The organism is Sphaerisporangium rhizosphaerae (assembly GCF_042665155.1).
Classification (GTDB): Bacteria; Actinomycetota; Actinomycetes; order Streptosporangiales; family Streptosporangiaceae; genus Sphaerisporangium; species Sphaerisporangium rhizosphaerae.
Window position 1 is genome coordinate 99,676 of the sequence record NZ_JBHTCG010000002.1, and the last position, 19,400, is coordinate 119,075.

General features: G+C 72.2%; 13 protein-coding genes. 7 read left to right on the plus strand and 6 right to left on the minus strand.

Annotated elements, in window-relative coordinates:
• Nucleotides 1–141: 141 nt before the first annotated feature.
• Complete coding sequence (locus tag ACFQSB_RS03150; protein ID WP_380824121.1) at nt 142–1,593, plus strand: cation:dicarboxylate symporter family transporter; 1,452 nt, start codon at nt 142–144, stop codon at nt 1,591–1,593.
• 249 nt (nt 1,594–1,842) lie between these two features.
• On the plus strand, nt 1,843–3,993 hold the full coding sequence (locus ACFQSB_RS03155) for an aminotransferase class I/II-fold pyridoxal phosphate-dependent enzyme (RefSeq protein ID WP_380824122.1): 2,151 nt from the start codon (nt 1,843–1,845) through the stop codon (nt 3,991–3,993).
• Here ACFQSB_RS03155 and ACFQSB_RS03160 read toward each other — a convergent pair.
• Nucleotides 3,969–5,006: a hypothetical protein gene (locus tag ACFQSB_RS03160; RefSeq protein ID WP_380824123.1), complete on the minus strand. Its 1,038-nt coding sequence runs from the start codon at nt 5,004–5,006 to the stop codon at nt 3,969–3,971. The genes ACFQSB_RS03155 and ACFQSB_RS03160 overlap by 25 nt on opposite strands.
• A 51-nt stretch (nt 5,007–5,057) precedes the next feature.
• Here ACFQSB_RS03160 and ppgK point away from each other — a divergent pair, with 51 nt between their 5' ends.
• The 5 genes from ppgK to ACFQSB_RS03185 all read left to right on the plus strand — a co-directional run bounded on the left by ppgK (nt 5,058) and on the right by ACFQSB_RS03185 (nt 12,679).
• Nucleotides 5,058–5,810 (plus strand): polyphosphate--glucose phosphotransferase, encoded by a 753-nt coding sequence (gene ppgK / locus ACFQSB_RS03165; protein ID WP_380824124.1) that lies wholly within the window; start codon nt 5,058–5,060, stop codon nt 5,808–5,810.
• A 286-nt stretch (nt 5,811–6,096) separates the two neighbouring features.
• Nucleotides 6,097–6,531, plus strand: a complete 435-nt coding sequence (locus tag ACFQSB_RS03170) for an ATP-binding protein (protein WP_380824125.1) — start codon at nt 6,097–6,099, stop codon at nt 6,529–6,531.
• Nucleotides 6,532–6,744: 213 nt separating this feature from the next.
• Nucleotides 6,745–10,635, plus strand: a complete 3,891-nt coding sequence (hrpA, locus tag ACFQSB_RS03175) for an ATP-dependent RNA helicase HrpA (protein ID WP_380824126.1) — start codon at nt 6,745–6,747, stop codon at nt 10,633–10,635.
• A 206-nt stretch (nt 10,636–10,841) separates the two neighbouring features.
• Nucleotides 10,842–11,879, plus strand: a complete 1,038-nt coding sequence (locus ACFQSB_RS03180; RefSeq protein ID WP_380824127.1) for a polysaccharide deacetylase family protein — start codon at nt 10,842–10,844, stop codon at nt 11,877–11,879.
• 128 nt (nt 11,880–12,007) lie between these two features.
• On the plus strand, nt 12,008–12,679 hold the full coding sequence (locus tag ACFQSB_RS03185; protein WP_380824128.1) for an HAD family hydrolase: 672 nt from the start codon (nt 12,008–12,010) through the stop codon (nt 12,677–12,679).
• Nucleotides 12,680–12,772: 93 nt separating this feature from the next.
• Here the strand turns inward: ACFQSB_RS03185 and ACFQSB_RS03190 are convergent, their stop codons facing one another.
• From ACFQSB_RS03190 to ACFQSB_RS03210, 5 genes are all read right to left on the minus strand, one after another.
• Entirely contained in the window at nt 12,773–14,752 is a 1,980-nt protein-coding gene (locus ACFQSB_RS03190; RefSeq protein WP_354919316.1) for a sensor histidine kinase, read from the minus strand.
• A 79-nt stretch (nt 14,753–14,831) separates the two neighbouring features.
• Complete coding sequence (locus ACFQSB_RS03195; protein WP_380824129.1) at nt 14,832–16,157, minus strand: amidohydrolase family protein; 1,326 nt, start codon at nt 16,155–16,157, stop codon at nt 14,832–14,834.
• The gene (locus ACFQSB_RS03200; protein WP_380824130.1) at nt 16,145–16,966 is read right to left on the minus strand and encodes an energy-coupling factor transporter transmembrane component T family protein; all 822 of its coding nucleotides are present in this window, start codon (nt 16,964–16,966) and stop codon (nt 16,145–16,147) included. Before ACFQSB_RS03200 ends, ACFQSB_RS03195 begins: the two co-directional genes overlap by 13 nt.
• 4 nt (nt 16,967–16,970) lie before the next feature.
• Nucleotides 16,971–17,534, minus strand: a complete 564-nt coding sequence (locus ACFQSB_RS03205) for an ECF transporter S component (RefSeq protein WP_380824131.1) — start codon at nt 17,532–17,534, stop codon at nt 16,971–16,973.
• Nucleotides 17,531–19,189: an ABC transporter ATP-binding protein gene (locus tag ACFQSB_RS03210; RefSeq protein WP_380824132.1), complete on the minus strand. Its 1,659-nt coding sequence runs from the start codon at nt 19,187–19,189 to the stop codon at nt 17,531–17,533. The genes ACFQSB_RS03205 and ACFQSB_RS03210 overlap by 4 nt, the downstream gene beginning before the upstream one ends.
• Between the last annotated feature and the right edge of the window lie 211 nt (nt 19,190–19,400).

Sequence of the window (19,400 nt, forward strand, 5' to 3'; positions counted from 1 at the left end):
CGGGCCGTTGCCGTGCGACAGCGGCAACGTACGAAATGTACGCAATAGTGACCCAGGTCACTGACTCGGCGCATAGTCACTCGATCGAACCCCCCATCCACCCGTACGAACGTACGCGCACGAACAGACAAGGAGCGTCGAGTGACCATCACGGCCTCACCCCCGGCGCGCCGGGACCCCACCCGCTATCTCTACCTCGCCGTCATCGTGGCGGTGGTCGCCGGCGTCCTGATCGGACTTCTCGCGCCCGAGACGGGCGTGGCGCTCAAGCCGCTCGGCACGGCCTTCGTGGCGCTGATCAAGATGATGATCAGCCCGATCATCTTCTGCACCATCGTCCTCGGCGTCGGCTCGGTCGCCCAGGCGGCCAAGGTCGGCAAGGTGGGCGGCCTGGCCATCGGCTACTTCCTGGTCATGTCGACCGTCGCCCTGGTGATCGGCCTGGTCGTCGGCAACATGCTGCACCCCGGCGAGGGGCTCCAGCTCACCGACGCCCTGCGCAAGGCGGGCGAGGAGCAGGCGGCCAAGGGCGGTGAGAGCGGCGACAGCGTCTCGTTCCTGATCGGCATCATCCCGACCACGTTCGTCTCGGCGTTCACCGGCGGCCAGGTGCTGCAGACCTTGCTGGTCGCGCTGCTCACCGGCTTCGCCCTCCAGCGTATGGGCCCGCGCGGCACGCCGATCCTGCGCGGCCTGGAGCACGTCCAGCGGCTCGTCTTCCGCGTCCTGGCCATGATCATGTGGGCGGCGCCCGTCGGCGCGTTCGGCGCGATGGCCGCCGTGGCCGGCGCGGGCGGGTGGGAGGCCCTGCGCAGCCTCGCCATCCTCATGGGCGGCTTCTACCTCACCTGCCTGCTGTTCGTCGGCATCGTCCTCGGGGCGATCCTCTGGCTGGTCGCCAGGATCAACCTGCTGACCCTGCTGCGCTACCTCGGCCGCGAGTTCCTGCTGATCCTGTCGACCTCCTCCTCGGAGTCGGCGCTGCCGCGCCTGATCGCCAAGATGGAGCACCTCGGCGTGAGCCGCGCCGTCGTCGGCATCACCGTGCCGACCGGCTACTCCTTCAACCTCGACGGCACCGCCATCTACCTCACGATGGCCACGCTGTTCGTCGCCAGCGCCACCGGCGCCCCGCTGTCGGTCGGCGAGCAGATCTCCCTGCTCGTCTTCATGATCATCGCCTCGAAGGGCGCGGCGGGCGTCACCGGGGCCGGTCTGGCCACGCTCGCCGGCGGGCTGCAGTCCCACCGGCCCGAACTGGTCGACGGCGTCGGCCTGATCGTGGGCATCGACCGGTTCATGTCCGAGGCCCGCGCGCTGACCAACTTCGCCGGCAACGCGGTGGCCACCGTGGTGATCGGCACGTGGGTGCAGGACTTCGACCGTGAGCGCGCCACGGAGGTGCTGGCCGGACGCGACCCGTTCGACGAGGCCACCTTCGTGGACGACCACGGCCCCGGCGAGGCGCACGGCCCGGGGGACGGCGACGGCCCAGGCGACGGGAACGGCCCCGCGGAGCCCCGCGGGGACGCCCCGGACGCCGTCGCCCCGGAGCGCGCGGCGCGGGCCGAGGGCGAGACCGTCGCCCGCTGATCGGCGAATCGGTGATCGGCCGCCTCGATGATCGGCGGAACCGGTGATCGGCGGAACCGGTGATCGCCGGGCCGCGTCGAACCCGTGATTCGGCGGGCTGCGCCGAACCCGTGGCCCGCCGGGCCGCGCGGCCCCGCCGACGGCGAGGCCGCGCGGGAATGGGGATGAACCCGTGACCTCCCGGCCGCGTACCTCGGGATGTCGTGCCCGCGGACGCCCGTCGTCACGCCGTCATGGAGGAGACCCCTGTTGGCCGGTTCCACCGATCTCAGCCCGCTGCGCGCGGAGGCGAACGGCCCGTCGTCCTTCTCGCACCAGCGCGGGACCACCGGGGCCCAGGGCGCCCCGGTGGACTTCCGCCACCCCCGCAACCCGCACTTCCCCACGCCCGAGATGTGCGAGCGGCTGGAACGCGACGCCGCCGCCGTCCTGCGCCGCCACCCGGCCGACGCCGACGCCGTCGCCGCCGAGCTCTGCGCGGTGCTCGGGCTCAAGCCGCAGACGGTCGTGATGGGCAACGGGACCAGCGAGCTGATCACCTGGATCGACCACCTGCTGGTCCAGGAGAGCCTGGCCGTGCCCATCCCGGCCCCCGGCCGGTGGACCGAGCAGCCGCTCGGCACCGGCAAGCGCGTCGACATGTTCCCCCTCCAGGAGGACCAGGGCTTCGCGCTCGACCCCGAGGCCTACACCCGCTTCGTCCGCAGGCGCGGGTCGCGGGTCGCGGTCATCTGCACCCCCAACGACCCCGACGGCGGCCACCTGTCCCGCACGCGGGTCGTCGAGCTTCTGGACGGCCTGTCCGACCTCGACCTGATCGTCGTGGACGAGTCCCTGGCCGACTTCGTCGACGCCGAGGCCGCCCCCGGCGTCGCCGGCGAGGCCGCCATCAGGCCCAACGTGATCGTGCTGCGGAGCCTGGACCGGGCGCTCGGACTGCCCGGCGCCCGCCTCGGCTACCTGGTCGCCAACCCGGCGCTCGCGGGGAAGATCCGGTCCGTGCTGCCCCGGTGGAACCTCAACTCCTGCGCCGAGTCGCTGGTGTTCCTGCTCAGGGAGCACCTGCGGGACCACCGGGAGAGCCTGCGCGCGCTCGCCGAGGACCGCCGGTCGATGTCCCAGCGGCTCGCGACGCTCCCCGGCGTGACGGTGTACCCCTCGCAGGCGGACTTCGTGATGGTGCGCCTGCCCGAGGGCAAGGACGGCCGCGCGATCAGCGAGCACCTGCTGTCGGCCCACAATCTGCTGGTCCGCGAGTGCGGCGACAAGCTCGGCTCCAGCAGCGACTTCCTGCGGCTCGCGGTGCGGCCCCGCGAGGACGTGCAGCGCCTGATCGACGGGCTGCACGCGTGCCTGTTCTCGGTGGGCAACGGCCGGGCCGCCGCCGCCATCGGCGCGGGGTCCTCCTACCAGCAGGCCTACGCCGCCCCGGCGTCCGCGGCCAAGGACCCGCTGACCTACTCGTCCTACTCCTCCGAGCCGGCCGTGACGCCGTCCGCGATCGCCCCGGCCGCCTACCTCTCCGAGACCACGGCCCCCTACCCGCGGGACACCGCGTCGACCGCGTACACCCGGGAGCCCGCGTCGACCGCGTACTCGCGGGACACCGCTTCGGCCTCGTACTCGCGGGACCCGGCCCCGGCCTCCTACACCCGGGAGGCCGCCGCGTCTTCGTACACCCGGGAGTCCGCGTCGACCTCGTACTCGCGGGACTCCGCCTCGGCCTCGTACACCCGGGAGTCCGCCGCGTCCTCGTACGGCCGGGAGGCCGCGTCGACCGCGTACTCGCGGGACTCCGCTTCGGACGCGTACTCGCGCGACTCCGCTTCGGCCTCGTACTCGCGGGACTCGGCCCCGATCTCGTACACCCGAGAGTCCGCGTCTTCGTACACCCGGGAGGCCGCGTCGACCTCGTACTCGCGGGACTCCGCCGCGTCGTCATCGTCGAGGGACGCGGGATCGTCCGGGTACGCGCGGACCCCGGCCCCGTCCTCGTATCCGGCGGACGCCGGCTCCCCCTCGTACACATGGCCGGCCGCTCCGTCCTCCTACACGCTGGAGCCGGGCCCGTCCTCCTACTCGCGTGACCCGTCCCCGTCGTCCTACCGGCCGGAGGCCGCCTCCTCCTACCAGGCCGAGCCGGCGTCCTCCCACCAGTGGGAGGGGTCCTCCTCCTACCGGCGCGAGGCGCCGTCGGGCGCCTCCCGCCGGCCGGACGACGCCTACGCCGCGCCCGCCCAGACCGACCCGTTCGTGGTCGGCAGGGACGACCCCCGGCACGGGCGCCTGGACCCGCTGGACACCTCGGCGCGGTGGAGGTTCGACGAGAACACCGAGCCCTTCGACGCCGTGCTCGGCACCTGGACCGACGGCCCTCAGCGCGGGCGGCCGGCCAGGTAGACCTGCCTGGCCAGGGTGGTCAGCCGCGCGGCCGAGCCGCTGTAGGAGGCGCCCGCCGGCTGGAGGGTGAGCACCACGATGATCAGGCGGTCGCCCGCGCCGACCAGCCCGGTGGTGTGCAGCACCGGCCGGAGCAGGTTCACCGGCGGACGCGCGGGCGCGACCGCCGTGGCGCCGGCCGCCGTGGAACCGGTTACCCCGGCGACGGCCACCGAGGCGGCCCCGGTCGCCGCGTCGGGGACGGCGGTCCCGGGAGCCGCGACGGGGGAGGCGTTCCCGGACGCGGTGGCGGGAAGGGCGTCCCCGGACGCGGTGGCGGAGGCGGTGGAGCGCGCGCCGGAGCAGCGCACGGCCGGGGTGGCGCCGTAGCCGGACCAGCCCTGCTTGACGGCCCATGGCCGCGGCACGGCGCGCGGGATGCCGAAGTACTGGTCGAAGTCGTCGCTCGCGCACCGCGTGGCGTGCCGCAGGTGGCCGAGGATGAGATCGCGGATCTTCGGGTCGGCCCGGTCGAGCAGATAGCGGTAGGTCAGCACGACGTCGGAGGCGCTGAGCGCGGTGTAGCCCCAGAAGCCCGGCCGGGAGGCGGGCGGCGCTTCGGTGTCCCGCAGGCCCAGCCGGCGCACCATGCGGTCGATGATCGCCCGCCGGCCGCCGCGCCGCCAGAACTCCGAGGCCGCGTCGTCGTCGCTGGAGCGCAACATGTCCCGGAGCAGCCGCTGGTCGGCGGCGGGAATCGCCTGGCCCGGCCTGCGCGACTGCAGGTGGTCCAGCGCGATGAGGATCTTGACCACGGAGGCCGACCGGAAGCGGCCGTGGATGTTGTGGGCGAGCGTCGTCGCGCGCGTCGTGCGGTCGAAGACCATGTAGCCCGCGGTCGTGCCGGCCGGTACACGGGGGACGGGGCGCGCCTCAGGGGCGCCCGCGGACGCCCGCGCGGGCGGGGCCGGCAGGCAGGTCATGGCGAGCGCGGCGGACAGCAGCAGCGTCAGCGGTCTGAGCAAGTACGGCATCATGCGCACGATAGCGGTAATAAGACGATGACGGCTCGACGAGGAGTGGACATGGACGTGCTGGGAATCGACATCGGCGGATCGGGCATCAAGGGCGCCCCCGTCGACACGGCGGCCGGGAGGCTGTCGCGCGAGCGCCTGCGGGTGCCGACGCCGAGCCCCTCGGCGCCGAAGGAGGTCGCCGGCGTCGTCCGGCAGATCGTGGAGCACTTCGCCTGGACCGGCCCGGTCGGCGTGACCTTCCCCGGAGTCGTGCTGGACGGGGTGACCAGGACGGCGGCCAACGTCGACCGCTCCTGGATCGGCCTGGACGCGCGCGGGCTGTTCGCCGACGCGACGGGCCTTCCCGTCACCGTGCTCAACGACGCGGACGCGGCGGGCCTGGCCGAGGCCAGGTTCGGGGCCGGGCACGGCCGGGCGGGGATGGTGGCGATGTTCACCTTCGGCACCGGCATCGGCAGCGCGCTGATCGTGGACGGGCTGCTGGTCCCCAACACCGAGTTCGGGCACCTGGAGATCGACGGCCACGAGGCCGAGCGCCGCGCCTCCGACCACGCCAGGGAGAAGCACGACCTGAGCTGGGAGCACTGGGCCGAACGGGTGCAGAGGTACCTGGAGCACATCCAGATGCTGCTGTCCCCGTCGCTGATCATCGTCGGTGGCGGCGTCAGCAAGAAGGCCGACAAGTGGCTGCCCCTGATCGAGCTGCCGGGGACGCCCATCGTGCCGGCGGCGCTGCTCAACGAGGCGGGCATCATCGGGGCGGCGCTCGCCGCCGAGACCGCCGCGCACGCGCACCGCTGACCCACCCCGCGCGCAGCCGCGGCCCCGGGGGGAGCCGCGGCCCCGCACAGCCGCGCACGCGCGTCCCCGGCCGCGCGGACCTCTCCCCGGTCCCCGCGCGCGGCCCGCGCGGGCCGGTATCCGCGCGTGCCGGTCCCGGCGATCGTTCTGACCGGCTCTGGGGAGATTGTTCGCGGGGCAGGGATGACCGGACGCCGACCGCGGCGCGGACCTCATCACCTTCCGTTTCCGCGTTTGTCCCCTGTCCTGGGGGCACCTTTAGTGACGTGGGCGGAAAGGAGAAATCATGGAGGTGACCATCGCATTGCGCTTGCCGCGCGATGCGGCGAGCGTGTCGGTGACCCGGCAGATCCTCGGGGCCGAGCTGGAGGTGCTCGGCGTCGAGCAACAGATCAGGGACGACATCCTGCTGATGCTGACCGAGGCCTGCTCCAACGTCATCAAGCACGCCACGGACGGCGACGAGTACACCGTCAGCGCGCAGCTCGTGTCGGAGAAGTTCGTGATCACCGTGCTGGACACCGGGGGTGGCTTCGACCCGGACAAGATCGGGGAGCGTCCGCCGATGGCCGAGGGCGGACGGGGGCTGCAGATCATGCGCGCGCTGGCCGACGACGTGCGCTTCATCAATCGGCCTCGCCAGGGCGCGATCGTGTGCCTGGAGAAGGCGCTCAAGTACACCCACGACTCCCCCGGCGAGCTGTTGCGCGCCGCCCGCTGACCCCGGCGTCCCGCCGGCAGGTGGTCGCCGCCGGCGGGGCCGGGGATTCGCGGAAGGCGCACCGAGGGGAAGCAGAGGGGTAAGAGCGCAGGTCAGGGAGGGCAGGGGCGAAATCGGGGTACGGGGCGCCGGTAAACCGTTGGCGGAGAGCCGGGGAAGGTTGCTTATCCTTGCCGGTGGCGGTCGTTCGACGAGACGGCCGGGAAAGCGACCATGGGAACGTCTTCGTTGAAATCGCCCCTGACCGATCTGCGCGAGCGGCTGCCCGCGCTCATGCTGCGCGATGAGATCCGGCTGCGCCGCCGCATCGACGGCGCGCGCCGCGTGCGCGACGGCAAGGCCCTGCGCTCCATCGCCGACCAGGTGGCCACCGAGATCGACGCGGCCGAGGCCCGGGTCGCGGCCCGCCGGGCGCTGGTGCCCGCTCTCACCTATCCCGAGAACCTGCCGGTCAGCGGGCGCAAGGACGACATCCTGGAGGCGCTCCGCGACCACCAGGTGGTGATCGTCGCGGGGGAGACCGGCTCCGGCAAGACCACCCAGATCCCCAAGATCTGCCTGGAGCTCGGGCGGGGCGTCAAGGGGCAGATCGGTCACACCCAGCCGCGCCGCATCGCGGCCCGCACCGTGGCCGAGCGCATCGCCGAGGAACTCGACATCCCGCTCGGCGACGCCGTCGGCTACAAGGTGCGCTTCACCGACCACTCCGGCGACGACACGCTGGTCAAGCTGATGACCGACGGCATCCTGCTCGCCGAGATGCAGCGCGACCGGCTCCTGTCCCGGTACGACACGCTGATCATCGACGAGGCGCACGAGCGCAGCCTCAACATCGACTTCATCCTGGGCTACCTCAAGCAGCTCCTGCCCAAGCGGCCCGACCTCAAGGTCGTCATCACCTCGGCGACCATCGACCCCGCGCGCTTCTCCCGCCATTTCGGCGACGCGCCGATCGTCGAGGTCTCCGGCCGCACCTATCCCGTCGAGGTGCGCTACCGCCCGATCCGCGAGGACCAGGAGGACCAGGCGCAGGCCATCGTCGAGGCGGTGGACGAGCTGTGCCGGGAGGGGCCGGGCGACATCCTGGTCTTCCTCAGCGGCGAGCGCGAGATCAGGGACACCGCCGAGGCGCTCAAGGGCCGGCCCGAGGAGGTCCTCCCGCTGTACGCGCGGCTGTCGGCCGGCGAGCAGCACCGGGTCTTCCAGGCCCACCGGGGCCGGCGCGTCGTCCTGGCGACCAACGTGGCCGAGACCTCGCTCACCGTCCCGGGCATCAAGTACGTGGTCGACCCCGGCTTCGCCCGCGTCTCGCGCTACAGTCACCGGCTGAAGGTCCAGCGGCTGCCGATCGAGGCGATCTCGCAGGCGTCGGCCAACCAGCGCAAGGGCCGTTGCGGCCGCACCTCCGACGGCGTGTGCATCCGGCTGTACGACGAGGAGGACTTCCTCGGCCGGCCGGAGTTCACCGACCCCGAGATCCTGCGCACCAACCTCGCCTCGGTCATCCTGCAGATGACCTCGCTCGGCCTCGGCGACATCGCGGCGTTCCCGTTCGTCGAGCCGCCCGACCAGCGGCAGGTGAAGGACGGCGTCAACCTGCTGCAGGAACTGGGCGCCTTCGACGAGCACCGCAAGCTCACGGCGATCGGCGGCAAGCTCGCCCAGCTTCCCATCGACCCGAGGCTCGCGCGCATGGTGCTGGCGGCGGACGGCAACGGCTGCGCCACCGAGGTCATGGTCATCGCCGCGGCGCTGTCCATCCAGGACCCGCGCGAGCGCCCGGCCGACAAGCAGGCCCAGGCCGACCAGAAGCACGCCAGGTTCGCCGACAAGGAGTCGGACTTCCTGAGCTACCTCACCCTCTGGGACCACCTGCGCGAGCAGCAGCGCGAGCTGTCATCGAGCCAGTTCCGGCGCATGTGCAAGGCCGACTACCTCAACTACCTGCGCGTACGCGAGTGGCAGGACATCTACAGCCAGCTCAAGCAGGTCGCCAAGGGGCTCGGCGTCACGCTGAACACCACGCGCCCCGACCCCTACCAGATCCACGTGTCGCTGTTGGCCGGCATGCTGTCCCACATCGGCGTGCTGGACGTCGAGAAGTCCGACAAGAACGAGGCGGGGCCGCGGCGGCGCCCGGTGCGCGAGTACATCGGCGCCCGCAACGCCCGCTTCGCGATCTTCCCGGGGTCGGCGCTGTTCCGCAAGCAGCCCCGGTGGGTGATGGCGGGCGAGCTGGTGGAGACCTCCCGGCTGTGGGCGCGGGTGGTCGCCAAGATCGAGCCCGAGTGGGTCGAGCCGCTGGCGCAGCACCTGGTCAAGCGCACCTACAGCGAGCCGCACTGGGAGAAGAACCAGGGCGCGGTCATGGCCTACGAGAAGGTCACGCTGTACGGCGTGCCGATCGTGGTCGACCGGAAGATCAACTATGGCCGGGTGGACCCCGAGCTGTCGCGTGAGCTGTTCATCCGCCACGCCCTGGTCGAGGGCGACTGGGAGACCCACCACCGCTTCCTTAAGGAGAACCGCCGGCTGCTGTCGGAGGTCGAGGAGCTGGAGAACCGCGCCCGCCGCCGCGACATCATGGTGGACGACGAGACGCTGTTCGACTTCTACGACAAGCGGGTGCCCGAGACCGTCGTGTCGGCCGCCCACTTCGACAGCTGGTGGAAGCGGAAGAAGCAGGACGAGCCCGACCTGCTGACCTTCTCAGCAGAGATGCTGATCAACCAGGGCGCGGACGCCGGCGACCTCCAGCAGGCCTACCCCGACGCCTGGCGGCAGGGCGGCCAGCGCATGCGGCTCACCTACCAGTTCGAGCCCGGCGCCGACGCCGACGGCGTCACCGTCCACGTCCCGCTCCAGGTGCTCAACCAGGTCGAGGACGACGGGTTCGACTGGCAGATCCCGGGCCTTCGCGAGGAGCTCGTCACCGAGCTGATCCGCTCGCTGCCCAAGGTCGTCCGGCGCAACTTCGTCCCCGCCCCCAACTACGCCAAGGCCGTGCTCGAGCGGGTGACGCCGGGCGGCGAGCCGCTGGCGGAGGCCGTGGCCCGCGAGCTGTTCGCCCTCACCGGGGTGCGGGTGCAGCCGGACGCCTTCGACCCGAGCCGGCTGCCCGACCACCTGCGGGTCACCTACCGGGTCGTGGACGAGCGCAAGCGCACGGTCGCCGAGGACAAGGACCTCCCGGCGCTGAAGCGGCGGCTGGCGCCCAAGCTGCGCGCCACGCTGTCACGCGCGGGCGAGAGCCTCGAACGCACGGGCCTGCGCTCCTGGACCTTCGGCGAGCTGCCCAAGCTGTTCGAGCAAGGGCGCATCAAGGCCTACCCGGCGCTGGTCGACGAGGGGAGCAGCGTCGCGGTCCGCGTCTTCGAGACCGAGGAAGAGCAGCGCGCGGCGATGTGGGCGGGCATGCGGCGGCTGGTCCTGCTGAACGTCACCTCGCCGGCCAAGGCCATCCTGCGCGGGCTCACCACCCAGCAGAAGCTCGCGCTGAGCCACAGCCCGCACCGCGACGCCGCCGAGCTGTTCGAAGACTGCGTCACCTGCGCGGCCGACAAGCTCATCGCCGAGGCCGGCGGCCCGGCGTGGGGCGCGGCCGCCTTCACACGCGTGCACGACCACGTGCGGGCCGAGCTCTACGACACGACGGCCGAGGTGGTGGCGAGGGTCGAGCGCATCCTGGCCGTCTGGCAGAAGGCCCGCGCGACGCTCTCGCCCATGAAGGACCCGCAGGACATCCTGGAGGAGATCGAGGAGCACCTGTCGTCGCTGGTCTTCCCCGGCTTCGTCACCGCCACCGGCTACACGCGCCTGCCCGACCTGCAGCGGTACCTACGGGCGGTCGAGCGGCGGCTGGAGAAGCTGCCCGACGACCCCTACCGCGACCGCGAGCGCATGCTGAGGCTCGACGAGATCCGCATGGCCTACGAGGAGACCGTCGACCGCCTGCCCCCGGCGCGGCGCTCGGAGCGGGCGGTGACCGACATCCGCTGGATGCTGGAGGAGCTGAGGGTCAGCTACTTCGCCCAGACCCTCGGCACTCCTTACCCCGTCTCCGACAAGCGCATCCAGAAGGCGATGGCCCAGCTCATCGCCTGACCGCGAACCAGGGTGACGGGGCGCCGAAACCTTTCGAGAATTTCATCGGCGTTTCATGAGGTCATGTCCTCCTTAAGCGGTTAAGCCGCTTGAAATGTTTCTTCATCTCATTGACATGTTTCGAGGCGGTCCGCAGAATGGCGCGCAGGCCGGCCGCCGTACGCACATGCCATGTCGACGATCAGCGTTCCAGTGGAGGAACAGACATGATCGACAGTGCCGCCCCCCTCGGCGGAACTCGCGGGCGCCTGTCCGGTGTCCGCAAACTGCTCATCGCCGTCGCCGCCTGCGTCCTGGGCGCGAGCTTCGCCGTGAGCCTGTCGTCCTCGGCCAGCGCCGCCGACTGCAGCGCCGGCTACGTCGGCCTCACCTACGACGACGGACCCAACCCCAACAACACCAACAACCTGCTGAACACCCTGAAGTCCAACGGTCTGCGCGCCACGTTCTTCAACATCGGGCAGAACGCCCAGAACAACCAGGGACTGGTCCGGGCCCAGCGGGACGCCGGAATGTGGATCGGCAACCACAGCTACACCCACCCGCACCTGACCCAGATGAGCAGCTCGCAGATCCAGTCGGAGCTGCAGCGGACCCAGCAGGCCATCCAGCAGGCCACCGGCACCGCGCCCCGGCTGTTCCGCCCGCCCTACGGAGAGACCAACGGCACGCTGAAGTCGGTGGAGCAGCAGCTCGGCCTCACCGAGATCATCTGGGACGTCGACTCGCAGGACTGGAACGGCGCCAGCACCGCCCAGATCGTCCAGGCCGCCGGCCGGTTGCAGAACGGCCAGATCATCCTCATGCACGACCAGTACGCCACGACGGTGCAGGCGATCTCGCAGATCGCCGCGAACCTGCGCAGCCGCAACCTGTGCGCCGGCATGATCTCCCCCTCCACCGGCCGGGCCGTCGCGCCCGACGGAGGCGGCACCCCCTCCAGCCCTCCGCCCTCCAGCCCTCCGCCCAGCGGCGGCGGCAGCTGCACCGCCACCCTCTCGGCGGGCCAGTCGTGGAGCGACCGCTACAACCTCAACGTCGCGGTCTCCGGCTCCAGCAACTGGACCGTCACGCTGAACATCCCCTCGCCCGCCAAGGTCATCGCCACCTGGAACACCAGCGCGAGCTTCCCCAGCGCCCAGGTGATGACCGCCAGGCCCAACGGCAGCGGCAACAACTTCGGCCTCACCATCCAGCACAACGGCAACTGGAACTGGCCCTCGGTCTCCTGTCAGGCCGGGTGAACGTCGCCCGGCGGCCCTGAGCGGGGCCGCCGGGCGAGAGCAGACGTGGCGTGGCGCCGCGGCGGTCGCCACGCCACTGCCGTTTCCCCGGCAAGTAAGGTCGGACACACGCATACGGGAGGAGTGTCGTGATTCGCGCGCTGGTGTTCGACGTCGGGGAGACGCTGATCGACGAGACCCGCATCTGGACGCGCTGGGCCGACCGGCTGGGGGTCTCGCGTTTCACCATGCTCGGCGTGCTCGGCGGGATGGCCGCGCTCGACCGGTCCTACAGTGAGGCGTTCGAGATCGTCCGCCCCGGTCTGGACGTCGAGGCCGAGGTGGAGGCCTGGCGTGAGGACGACCCGGACGGCCTGCGGGAGAACTTCGACGCCGGCGACCTGTACCCCGACGCGCGGCCCGGCCTCGCCCAGCTCCGCGCGGCCGGATACGAGCTGATCATCGCGGGCAACCAGCCGCCGCAGGCCTACGACGCGCTCGTCGCGATGGACCTGCCGGTCGACGCCGTCCACACCTCGGCGGGATGGGGCGTCAGCAAGCCCCACCCGGACTTCTTCGCCAAGGTGGTCGCGGTCGCCGGCCGCGAGCCCGGCGAGATCCTGTACGTGGGGGACCGGCTGGACAACGACGTGCTCCCGGCCCGCGAGGCCGGCCTGCGCACCGCCCTGTTCCGCCGCGGCCCGTGGGGCCACCTGCACGCCGACCGCCCCGAGGCGGCCACCGCCGACCTGGTGATCGACGACCTGCCCCACCTTGCCGCCCTCCTCGCCGAGGGTCGCCTGGACGGCGCCCGCTCCTGATCACCCGCCGGGCCGCCCGCGGCTCCTGGCGGTGATCACAGACGATCGCCCGGCCCTTTCCCGGTCACGTGAGGTGGCCGGGCCCGGTCCTGGTCACATGAGGTGGCCGGGCTCGGGCGCCGGCGCGTGGCGGGCGTCCGGCTCGCGGCGGGTCTCCGGCTCGTGGTCGGGGTCCGGGGGCAGGTCGTCGGCCGTGGTGATGATCAGCTCGTGCGGCACCAGGACGACGGCGGTGGTGCCGCCGTACGGGGAGCGGCGCAACGTGATCTTGACCTTGTGCCGCTCGGCGAGCTGGCTGACCACGAACAGGCCGAGCCGGTCGCTGTCGGCCAGGTCGAACTCGGGCGGGTTGGCCAGGCGCCGGTTGAGCTCGGCGCGGTCCTCCTCGCCCATGCCGAGGCCGCGGTCCTCCACCTCGACGACGAAGCCCCGGCCGACCAGCTCCCCGCGGATGTTGACCCGGGTGCTGGGCGGGGAGAAGACCGTGGCGTTCTCGATCAGCTCCGCGAGCAGGTGGATGACGTCGGCGACGGCCGTGCCGATCAGCGAGGCGTCCGACATGGGCAGCACGGTGACCCGCGTGTAGTCCTCGACCTCCGCGACCGCCCCCCGCACGACGTCGTGCATCGGCACGGGTTTGCGCCAGGCCCGCCCCGCGGGGGCGCCGGACAGGATGATCAGGCCCTCCGCCTGACGGCGCATGCGGGTGGTCAGGTGGTCCAGCCGGAACAGGTCGGCGAGCGCGTCGGGCGCGCTGGTCTTGCGCTGCATCCCGTCGAGCTGGGTGAGCTGGCGGTGCAGCAGCGACTGGTTGCGCCGGGCCAGGTTGCGGAAGACCAGGCTGACCCCCTTGCGCAGCTCCGCCTGGCCGACGGCGGCCTCCACGGCGGTGCGGCGCACGGTGGTGAACGCCTGGGCGACGTCCTGCACCTCCATGGTGGTGCCGGTGGCCAGGATCGGCGGCGCCTCGCTCTCGACGTCGACCGGCTGGCTCTCGCGCAGCTTGGCCACGACCCGGGGGAGCCGCACGTCGGCCAGGTCGATGGCGGCGCTGCGCAGGTCGGCCAGCTCCTGGGCCAGGCCGCGCCCGAACCGGGCCGACAGCACGACGGCCAGCAGGATGGCGACCAGGCCGAGGCCGGCGGCGGCGACGATCTGCGCGATGATGCCCGAGGCCGTGGCGTCGGTGCGGGTGTTCAGCAGCGTCGCGCGGTCGGTGGCGAGCTGGTCGAGCCGTGACCCCAGCGTGCCGGCGAGCGGCTGCCAGGCGGCCGCCTGCGCGGGGGTCCCGCCTCGCGAGATCACCTGGTTCTCCATGGTGGTCAGCCGCTTGTAGTCGGCCGAGGCCACCAGGTCGTCGTAGGGGCGGCGCAGTTCGGCGTCCAGGGCCTCGGCCCCCCGGGCGAGCAGCAGGCGGCGCCCGGACACCATGTCGGCGAAGACGCGCCGCTCCTCGTCGCCGAGCGAGTTCTGCTGGATGGCCCCCGACAGCAGGGCGTCCTCCTGGGACAGCAGCTCGCGGGACCTGGCGATGGTCTGCAACCCGTTGGACTTGCGGTACAGCGCCAGGTCGGGCACGGTGATCAGCTCGTCGTACATCTGGTACAGCGCGTCCTGGATCTTGGTGTACTCCTGGATGGCCGACAGGCGGCTCAGCGTGCGGCCGTCGACGTCCTGGCGCACCGAGCTGAGCCTCAGCAACTGCCTCTCCAGCTCCGCGAGGCTCTGCACCACCTCGGGCCCGGTCGCCGACTGCCCCTCCAGCGAGGTGGACCGCTGGTGGAACAGCCGCGCGGCCAGGTCGGTCTGCTCGCGCGCGGCCGACAGGCGCCCGCCGTCGGGGGCGCTGCCGCTGAGGAAGATCGCCGAGAGCTGGCGTTCCTGCTGCACGTGGTCGGCCAGCACTCCGGCGGGGGTGGCCACCTGGTCGAACAGCGTGACCGCCCTGCGCAGGTCGAAGAAGACGCCCACGAGGTGCGCGGTCATCACGACCCAGAGCAGGATGAGCGCGACGATCGGCAGGCTGAGCAGCGAGTACAGCTTGAAGCGAATGGTGCGATTCTGGGAAGCCATGTCTCCGCGCCTTGCGTGGAGGCCTACGGGAGGCCTTCGGGGGAATGCCGCGCGCACTTTCGTGGAGATCGCGGCGAGGTCAGTGCCCATGGCGCCGCTCCTGGGTCGAGCCGGCCAGGTGCACCCGTCCGGACGGGTCGCCGCCGGTCACCGTCGCGACGCACCTTCCCGGCCCGTCCTGGATCAGGGCGAGGTAGGGGTCGCGTTCGCCGGGATCGAGCGGGAAGACGGCGAAGTCGCAGCGCGAGCCCGCCGCCAGGACGCCGATGCGTCCAGGGCCCTCGTCCAGGCCGAGCGCGCGGGCGCCGCCGGCGGTGGCGGCCTCCACCAGGCGGCGCGGCAGGTCCTGGCCGCGGTATCCCTGCCGCCGGGCGAGCTGGTGCAGCAGCCGCACGTCCTCCAGCAGGTCCAGCGACGGGCTGGAGGCCAGCGAGTCGGTGCCCACGGCGATCGGGGAGCCCTCTTCCAGCAGGGCCGCGATCGGCGGTCCGTCCAGGCCGAGGGTGCGGTTGGAGCGGGGACACAGCGCGACGCTCACCCCGCGCTCGCGCAGCAGCGCCCGCTCGGCGGCGTCCAGGTGGACGCCGTGCGCGACGTGGCAGCGCCGGCCGAGCAGGCCGAGGGCGTCCAGGAAGTCGACCGGCCCCTGCCCGGTGCCGCCCGCGCGCAGGATCTCGAAGTCGAAGCCGAGGTCGCGCACCAGGCGGGCGATCGGCCCGGTGCCCGAGACGGTGTACTCGCGTTCGTGGGCCGACTCCAGCAGGTGGATGTGCTGGCGCAGGTCGTACCTGCGGGCCAGGACGCCGAGGTCGGCGAGCACGCCGGTGTCCAGGGTGTAGGGGGCGTGCGGGGCCAGCCCGACGAGCCCCGCCCGCGGGGCGTCCCCGGCGCCGCGCAGTTCGCGCACCGTGGAGGTCAGGTGGTCGCGGCCGGTCCCGGCCCAGCTCTCGTCGGTGTCGCCGAGCACCTCCAGGTAGGAGACCCCGGCCAGCCCCGCCTGGTGCAGCACCGGCATGGCCTCGATGTCGGTGACCACGTCGGCGGCGGCCGTGGTGCCGTGGCGCAGCGCGAGCCGCGCCCCCTCGCGGGCGCTGGCCGCCCAGTCGGCGCCGCCGGAGGAGAAGTAGACCGCGTCGAAGGTGGTGGACCACTCCTCGAAGGAGCCGTACACGCGCGCGCCGACCTTCGCCATGCGGGTGAACTGCAGGTGGGTGTGCGCGTTGACGAGCCCGGCCACGACCATGCCCGGCCAGCGCAGCTCCTGCGCGCCCGGATGGGCGGTCAGCATCTCGCGCCGCTGGCCGGTCGCCAGCACCCGGCCGTCCCGCACGGCCACGGCGCCGTCGCGGATCGGCGGGCGGGCGATGGGGAGCAGGAGCGGCGCGGAGTGGATCACGGCGCCCATATGGTGCCCGTCAGGCCGAGGATCTTGGCGGTGACCATGACCGCGGTCATGGCGGCGAAGCCGGCCAGCACCAGCAGGTCGACGCGGTCGAAGGCCAGCTCGCGCATCCAGGTGCGGTGCCGGCCGCCGAAGCCGCGCAGGTCCATGGCGTTCACCGTGTCCTCCGCGTCGATCAGCGCGTTCACCGTCAGGGGGATGACCACCGGCCGCAGCGACAGCAGCCGCCGCACCGGGTTGCGGCTGCGGCTGTGCTCGTACCCCCGGATGCGCTGGGCGTCGATGGTCTCGTGCAGGCTCGCCCAGGTGGAGGGCAGGAACCGGAAGGTCAGGTCCACCCCGTAGGCCAGCCGCTGCGACAGCCCGAGCCGCGCGAAGGCCACCCCGAAGTCCGACGGCGCGATGTTGAACGCCACCGGGAAGCTCACCATGGCCAGCGAGATGTAGCGGACCAGGGTGGTGGCGGCGTACGACAGGGCGGCCCAGGTGATGGGGGTATGGGTGAGCGGGACGGTGAACAGCACCTCGCCGGTGCCGCCGCCGCGGCTGATGGACGAGGTCAGGACGCTGTTCACCAGGACCAGGACCGTGGTGACGGTCAGCATGAACGCCCAGTTGGCCCGCACACCGCGCCACGGGATGCCCGCGGCGCGGTAGTACAGCAGGGCGGCCGCCGTGCACGCCAGCACGGCGCGCAGGTCGTCGACCCCCGCCACGGCCACGATGTAGAACACGGGAACCAGCAGGAGCACCCGCGGATCGCGGCGGCTCAGGAAAGAACCCGCGCCCAGGTAACGCGGCGTGACGTCCACCCGGTTACCGTCCGGTCCGCTTGGACAGCGGCTCCCAGATGGCGTCCAGCGCGGGGGTGAGGATGACGACGGCGATGGCGTCGGCGATCAGCGCGGGGACGTAGTTGATCGAGATGACGGTCGAGACGTCGATGTTCTGCACCCAGATGTCGGTGAACACGAACAGCAGGCCGATGGCGGTGGCCAGCAGAGATCCGAGCGCGGTGACGACCAGACGCAGCGCCTCGCCGGCGATCGGCGGCAGGTAGGCGAAGAACAGCCCGGCGAAGGCGCCGACCAGGCCGTTGGCGACGCTCCAGTTCCAGTACGTCAGGCCGTACCCGGAGATCAGGTCGATGATGGCGTTGCCGACCAGGCCGACGAAGAAGCCGGCGATCACGCCGAAGCGCTTGCCGAAGAACGGCACCAGCGCGAACGCGGGTCGCACCGTGACGGCCTGCGTGCCGGGGATCAGGAAGCTGAACAGGCCGAGCACGCCGTACAGCGCCGCGCCGACCGCGCCGAAGACGACGGTCCGGGAGGAGATCGATAAGACGGGCTCTCGCGGGGTGGTTGCGTCTGTGCTCATGAGGGGGTGGTTCCTTCCGTGGGGGAAGAGGGGGAAGGGGTGAGGAGGGAGACCCGGCGGGCCAGGTCGAAGGGATGGGCGATCGCCCCCGAGGCGGGCGGGTGGTCGCGCACCGCGGCCACCAGGCTGGTCGCCGCCAGGCCCGCCCGCGACCAGAGGGCGCCTTCGGCGGCCAGCTCGGCCGGGGAGGCGTCGGCGGCGACGCCGCCCTGGTCCACGACGATGATGCGGTCGGCGTAGGTGAGGGCGAGATCGACGTCGTGGGTGATGAAGTACAGGCTCTCCACGCTGGGGGCGGCGAGCGCGTGGCCCATGAACTCGGTCGTGGTGCGCAGGTCCTGCCCGGCGGTGGGCTCGTCCAGGATCAGCGTGCGCGGCCGCATGGCCAGGGCGAGGGCGACGGTGAGGCGGCGCTGCTGGCCGAACGACAGCGTGCGCGGCGGCCGGTCCATGATGTCCTTCTCGTCGTCGAGCAGCACGGCGCGCAGCGCGGCGCGCGCGTCGGCGTCGATCTCCTCGGGGTCGCGGCCGAGGTTGCGCGGGCCGAACGCCAGCTCCTGGCCGACGGTGGCGCTGAACAGGGCCTGGCCGGGGTTCTGGAACACGTAGCCGAAGGTGGTGGCCAGGTTCCTCACCGAGCGCTCGGCGACGGGGGAGCCGTCCACCAGCACCTCGCCGCGCGAGGCCGTGATGAGCATGACGGCGGCGCGCAGCAGGGTCGACTTGCCGGCGCCGTTCGGGCCGAGGACGGCGACCCGCTCGCACGGGCCGAGCGCGAGGTCGACGCCCGACAGCACCGTGCGCTCGCCGTACCCGAGGCTCACCCCGCGGTATTCCAGCCGGGGGGTCGTCGTGTCGGCGGCCCGCTCCGGCGGTTCGGGGACGGCGGGCAGCTCGGCGGCGCGCGACACCAGTGTGGCGAAGGGCAGCTTGACGTGGCCGACGGGGGCCACGCGCAGGAAGCCCTCCACCGGGCCCTGGTAGCGGGGGGCGCCTTCCTCCAGGTAGAGCACCTTGGTGGGGGAGAACTCCAGGATCTCCTCGACGCGGTGCTCGACGACGACGACCGCGCCGCCCTCGTCGGCGAACCTGCGCAGTTCGCGCATCAGGCGCAGGCCGGCCGCCGGGTCGAGGTTGGCCAGCGGCTCGTCCACGACGACCGCCTTCGGCCGCATCGCCAGCACGCCGGCGAAGGCGACCATCTGCAGCTCACCGCCGCTGAGCCCGGCGGTGGCGCGGTCGAGCAGGTGGCCGATGCCGACGCGGCCGGCGACCTCGGCGATCCGCTCGCGGATCTCGGCGCGGGGCAGGCCCAGGTTCTCCGGCCCGAAGGCGATCTCGGCGGCCACGGTGGTGCCGACGATCTGCTTGCGCGGGTCCTGGAGCATCGTGCCGACGACGGTGGAGAGCTCGCGGATGGTGCGGCCGGCGACGGGCAGGCCGCCGACCAGGACCTCGCCGGTCACCTCGGCGCGGTAGGAGTGCGGGATGAGGCCGTTGACCAGGCGGAGCAGGGTGCTCTTGCCACAGCCGGACGGGCCGCTGACCAGGGCCAGGTCGCCGGGGCGCACGGTCAGGCCGGCTCCGCGGAGCGCCGTCTGACCGGTCGAGAGGTAGCGGACGCTCGCGTCACGGACCTCGATGAGCGCGGTCATGACGGATCACCCTTCTCCCTCCCGTGTTCTGGTGCCGGGCGGTGCGCGCCGGACATCGGTCCAGTGCAGATTAAAGGGGAGATCCATTGTCTTGCGCAATTGCTGGTGAAAGGCCGGGATTTGAGTGGCATGGCCGAATCGTGGCGTTTCGGGCGGCTCGATTACGCGCACATGAACCGGCTGCCCAGACCGGTTACGGGACCGTTTCCGT